Source organism: Bradyrhizobium sp., assembly GCF_028868675.1.
Taxonomy (GTDB): Bacteria; Pseudomonadota; Alphaproteobacteria; order Rhizobiales; family Xanthobacteraceae; genus Bradyrhizobium.
Genome location: NZ_JAGWUA010000265.1, coordinates 1 through 5,207 on the forward strand (window position 1 = coordinate 1; position 5,207 = coordinate 5,207).

A 5,207-nucleotide genomic window follows, 5' to 3' on the forward strand; every position below is an offset into this window, starting at 1 on the left:
GACATGCCGTTCAAGGACGACGAGTTCGACTTCGTGTTCGAGACCAGCCTGTGTCACGTCGCCGAAAAGCAGGTCGCGCGCGCGGTGCGCGAACTCAACCGCGTCGTGAAGACCGGGCTGGTGTTCGGCTCGGTAACCTCCGACATGGCGCCGGCGCTGATCGACCGCTACGACCTGCTGCGCGGGGTCAAGAAGCTCGGCACCTGGTGGGAGTGGTCGGAATTGTTCTTCGGCAACGGCTTCGACCTGTCGATGCACCGCAGTGACTGCACCGACGCGCTCTGGGCGGCGACGCTGGCGGCCAACAAGGGGCCGGGCCAGTGGTACGCCGACGCCGACAGCCTGCGCTACTCCTTCTTCGACAAGGTCGAGGACGACGACTAGCGGCGTTGGCCGGTCGACCCAATTGTTTTGCCGAATTCATTTCGATCGCATAGAATCGCCGGTATAGCGGTTTGCGCTATTCGCTCGATCTTTCTGCGGTCATGCCGGCCGTACAGCATCGGTTGGTTTCATGGCGCAAAGGCCTTCCTCGTCGGACAAACAGAAGCCCGCGACTGCGGAAGCGGTGGCCGTGCTTGACGATGAGCTCGGGTCCGCAGCCAGGCCGGAGGCGGAAGAGGAGGACGACGAGGAAGAGGAGGCTGAGCTCCTCGAGATCGAGGACGACGATGAGGACGAGGACCTCGTCGTCTTCACCGCCCGCGAAGCCGCCGGCGCGCTTTCAACCATCCTCGGCTTCGTCCGGCCCTATCTCGGCAGCTACAAGCGAATGCTGACATTCGTGGCGTTCGGCGTGCTCGTCGAGACGCTCTTCAACGTCATCATGCCGCTCAGCCTGAAGTTCCTGATCGACGACGCGCTCGGCGAGGAGGATTTTCAGGCGCTGTACAAGATTCTCGGCGCGCTCGCGGTCGCCGGCATCTTCACCTCGATCGTCGCGGTCTGGTACGAGCGCTGGGATGCGCGGCTCGCGGCATCGATCATCTCCGACGTGCGCAAGCGGCTGTTCGAGCACGTCCAGGACCTGCCGGCGGCCTATTTCGGCCGCACCAGGCGCGGCGAGATCCTGTCGCGCTTCTCCGTCGACCTTTCGGCGTTCGAGGGCTCGGTCAAGACCTTCGCCAACAGCGCGGCGTTGCCGTTCCTCGAGCTGATCGCCGGCATCATCCTGATGCTGTTTCTGAACTGGCAGCTCGCGGTGGTTGCGCTGCTGGTGTTCCCGATCACGCTGATCGGGCCGCGCATCCTGACCCCGAAGGCGGTGCAGGCGAACTACGAGCAGAAGCAGAACGAATCGACGCTGCTCGGCATGGTGCAGGAAAACGTCGCGGCGCAGGCGGTGATCAAGGCGTTCAGCCTGCAGCGCAAGATGTTCGGCTTCTTCACCTTCCGCAACGACGAGACGCGCAAGAGGATCGCCTCGGCGGCCTTCCTGTCGACCATGGTGGAGCGGACGGTGACGATCTCGGTGCTGCTGCTGCACCTCGTGGTGCTGGCGATCGGCGCCTACCTGGCCACCAAGGGCCAGATCACGATCGGCACCTTCGTCACCTTCGAGAGCGCGTTCTGGGAGGTCTCCTACAACATCGCGCACGTGATGCACTTCATCCCGGTGTCGATCTCCTCGGCGGCCGCCATCCGCCACATCCAGGAGCTCCTGGACGAGCCGACGCGCGGTGCCGACCGCCCCGGCGCGCCGGACCTGCCGCGGATCACCCACGACATCACCTTCGACCGCGTCACCTTCCAGTATGAAGGCAGCCTGACGCCGGTGCTGGACAATCTCAGCCTCAAGCTCGACGTCGGCAAGAGCATCGCGATCGTCGGTCCCTCGGGCTCGGGCAAGAGCACGCTGCTCAACCTGATCCTGAGGCTTTACGTGCCGGACGAGGGGCGCATCACCATCGACGGCGTCGACGTCCGCAAGGTGACGCTGGACTCGCTGCGCCGGAGCATGGCGGTGGTGTTCCAGGAGAACATGCTGTTCAACATGTCGATCCGCGAGAACATCCGGCTCGGCAAGGAGGGCGCCACCGACGAGGAGGTGGAGGAGGCGGCGAAGAAGGCCGAGATCCACCGCTACATCATGGGTCTGCCGCAGAAATACGACACCCCTGTCGGCGAGCGCGGCGATACGCTGTCGGGCGGCCAGCGCCAGCGCATCGCGATCGCGCGCGCAATCATCCGCAATCCGTCGGTGCTGCTGTTGGACGAGGCGACCTCGGCGCTGGACCAGACCACGGAAGCCGCGATCAACCGCACGCTGCTGAAGATCGCCAAGGGCCGCACCATGATCTGGTCGACCCACCGGCTGACATCCGTGGTCGAGATGGACGAGATCATCGTGATCTCGGGCGGCCGTGCCATCGAGCGCGGCTCGCACGCCGAGCTGCTGGCCAGGAACGGCGTCTATCGCAAGCTGTGGAACGACCAGCTCCACCAGCCGCACGGCGCCGCCCGCCAGGCCGACGACGAAGACAATGATGAGGAAGACGACGAGGAGTGAGCGGGCGGGGGCGTGTCCCGAGCTGGCGCAATGGGTGCCGGCTGACCCGCGACGTCAGGTTCTCCTGACCCGCCGGCCGTGGCCGAACTTCGGAGCGACAGTTGTCTGCGACCTCGCGCCGGCGTACTTCTCGGGCGCCGAACCCGCCAGCGGACGTCGGAACGCGAAAGAAAGTCTTAATTTCAATTATAAAAGTATATTTTGCCCGGATAAAAACTGGCGGACAGGCTCACGAAAACCCGTCTGCGTGGAGTCCGGCGAAGGGGCCGAACAGCCAATTCTGCAGGCGAAAGAAGCGCTTCTTCTGCCGTGGTTTCGCCTTGACTTGACCGATTCTCACTTATAGAAAGCGCCTCACTTAACGACAGGCGGTGAGCGTCGCCAACGTCGGAACGGAACACCCGCTTGGTCCTCTTGGGCCGTCGAAGCGGGCACCACCCTCGACGAATGCCGCTCAAACGCTGTCGATCATAGCTAGGCAATGCCAGGACGATTTTAGTTCTCTTGAGCACGTCCTCTTGAGATCGAACTCGGATGCATGACCTCGGTGCGCGGCCGGCGGCTGAATCGCTGATCGGTCAAAGACTGCGGTCCTCTGTGGCGTCGAAGCGCTTTCCGCTCAGCGATGGAGCGGTTGGCGCAATTTCGCTTTGCGCGGCTCGTTTTCGCGTACGGCGGCCCCGTCGGGCGGGTAGTCCGGAGAAGAATTTGCGGGGCCTTTGCGGGTCTCGCGGCAAGATAAAGGGTGAAGGCCAGGATGCCGACGATCAACCAGCTGATCGCACAACCGCGGGAAGTGCAGAAGTCGCGCAAGAAGGTGCCGGCGCTGCAGCAGTCGCCGCAGAAGCGCGGCGTGTGCACGCGCGTCTACACCACGACGCCGAAGAAGCCGAACTCGGCACTGCGCAAGGTCGCCAAGGTGCGCCTCACCAACGGCTTCGAGGTGATCGGCTACATCCCGGGTGAGGGCCATAACCTCCAGGAGCACTCGGTGGTCATGATCCGCGGCGGCCGCGTCAAGGACCTGCCCGGCGTGCGCTACCACATCCTCCGCGGCGTGCTGGATACCCAGGGCGTCAAGAACCGTAAGCAGCGCCGTTCGAAGTACGGCGCAAAGCGTCCGAAGTAAGCGGGAACCTCTTCCATGTCTCGTCGCCATTCTGCGGAAAAGCGTGAAGTCCTGCCCGATCCGAAGTTCGGGAACATCGTCGTCACGAAATTCATGAACTCGGTGATGTACGCCGGCAAGAAGTCGGTCGCCGAAGGCATCGTCTACGGCGCATTCGGCATCATCGAAGCCAAGACCAAGCAGAACCCGCTCGGCGTGTTCGAGCAGGCGCTCGAGAACGTCATGCCCACGATCGAGGTGCGTTCCCGCCGCGTCGGCGGCGCGACCTACCAGGTCCCGGTCGAGGTTCGCTCGGTCCGCCGGCAGGCTCTGGGGATCCGCTGGCTGATCGCGGCTGCGCGCGAGCGCAACGAGAAGACGATGACCGAGCGGCTCTCGGCGGAGCTCTTGGACGCATCGAACAACCGGGGGAACGCCGTCAAGAAGCGTGAAGACGTGCACCGGATGGCCGAAGCCAACCGCGCCTTCTCGCACTATCGCTGGTAACGGCGACACACACGGACTCGCAAGGAACGACCCCATGCCCCGCCAACATGCCATCGAGGACTACCGCAACTTCGGTATCATGGCGCATATCGACGCCGGCAAGACCACCACGACCGAGCGCATCCTCTATTACACCGGCAAGAGCCACAAGATCGGCGAAGTGCACGAAGGTGCCGCGACGATGGACTGGATGGAGCAGGAGCAGGAGCGTGGCATCACGATCACCTCGGCTGCGACCACCGCGTTCTGGAACGGCAAGCGCCTGAACATCATCGACACCCCCGGCCACGTCGACTTCACCATCGAGGTCGAGCGCAGCCTGCGCGTGCTCGACGGCGCCGTCTGCGTGCTCGACTCGAACCAGGGCGTCGAGCCCCAGACCGAGACGGTCTGGCGCCAGGGCGACAAGTACAGGGTTCCGCGCATCGTCTTCGCCAACAAGATGGACAAGATCGGCGCCGACTTCTTCAAGTGCCTGTCCGACATCGTCGACCGCCTCGGCGCCAAGCCCGTCGCGATCCAGCTTCCGATCGGCGCCGAGAGCAACTTCAAGGGCCTCGTCGACCTCGTGAAGATGAAGGGCGTCATCTGGAACGATGAGGCGCTCGGCGCCAAGTTCGACTATGTCGACATTCCCGAGGATCTCGTCGACCAGGCCAAGGAATACCGCGAGAAGATGGTGGAAGCCGCCGTCGAGCTCGATGACGACGCCATGGCCGCCTATCTCGACGGCAAGGAGCCGGACGAGGCGACGCTGAAGCGGCTGATCCGCAAGGCGGTGCTGACCGGCGCCTTCTATCCCGTGCTGTGCGGTTCGGCCTTCAAGAACAAGGGCGTGCAGCCGCTGCTCGACGCCGTGGTCGACTACCTGCCGTCGCCGCTCGATGTGCCCGCGATCAAGGGCACCGACGACAAGGGCAACGAGGTCGTGCGCAAGGCGGACGACAAGGAGCCGCTCGCGCTGCTCGCGTTCAAGATCATGGACGATCCCTTCGTCGGCACCATCACCTTCTGCCGAATCTATTCGGGCGTCCTTGCCTCCGGCACCGGCGTCGTGAACTCGACGCGCGAGAAGAAGGAGCG

Annotated in this window: 5 protein-coding genes; all 5 read left to right on the forward strand. The window is 64.0% G+C overall.

From position 1 onward, the window contains the following. On the forward strand, positions 1-384 hold a 384-nt coding region (locus KGM94_RS23160; RefSeq protein WP_300264479.1), incomplete at its 5' end, for a methyltransferase domain-containing protein. 130 nt (positions 385-514) lie between these two features. Continuing rightward, a complete protein-coding gene (locus KGM94_RS23165) occupies positions 515-2,509 on the forward strand; it encodes an ABC transporter ATP-binding protein (RefSeq protein WP_300264481.1) in 1,995 nt (664 codons plus the stop codon). Between the two features lie 757 nt (positions 2,510-3,266). Further along, complete coding sequence (rpsL, locus tag KGM94_RS23170) at positions 3,267-3,638, forward strand: 30S ribosomal protein S12 (protein ID WP_007603006.1); 372 nt, start codon at positions 3,267-3,269, stop codon at positions 3,636-3,638. Between the two features lie 15 nt (positions 3,639-3,653). Continuing rightward, on the forward strand, positions 3,654-4,124 hold the full coding sequence (rpsG, locus tag KGM94_RS23175) for a 30S ribosomal protein S7 (RefSeq protein WP_300264483.1): 471 nt from the start codon (positions 3,654-3,656) through the stop codon (positions 4,122-4,124). A gap of 34 nt (positions 4,125-4,158) precedes the next feature. Then, a partial coding sequence (locus KGM94_RS23180) for a GTP-binding protein (protein ID WP_300264485.1) occupies positions 4,159-5,207 on the forward strand: 1,049 nt, incomplete at its 3' end.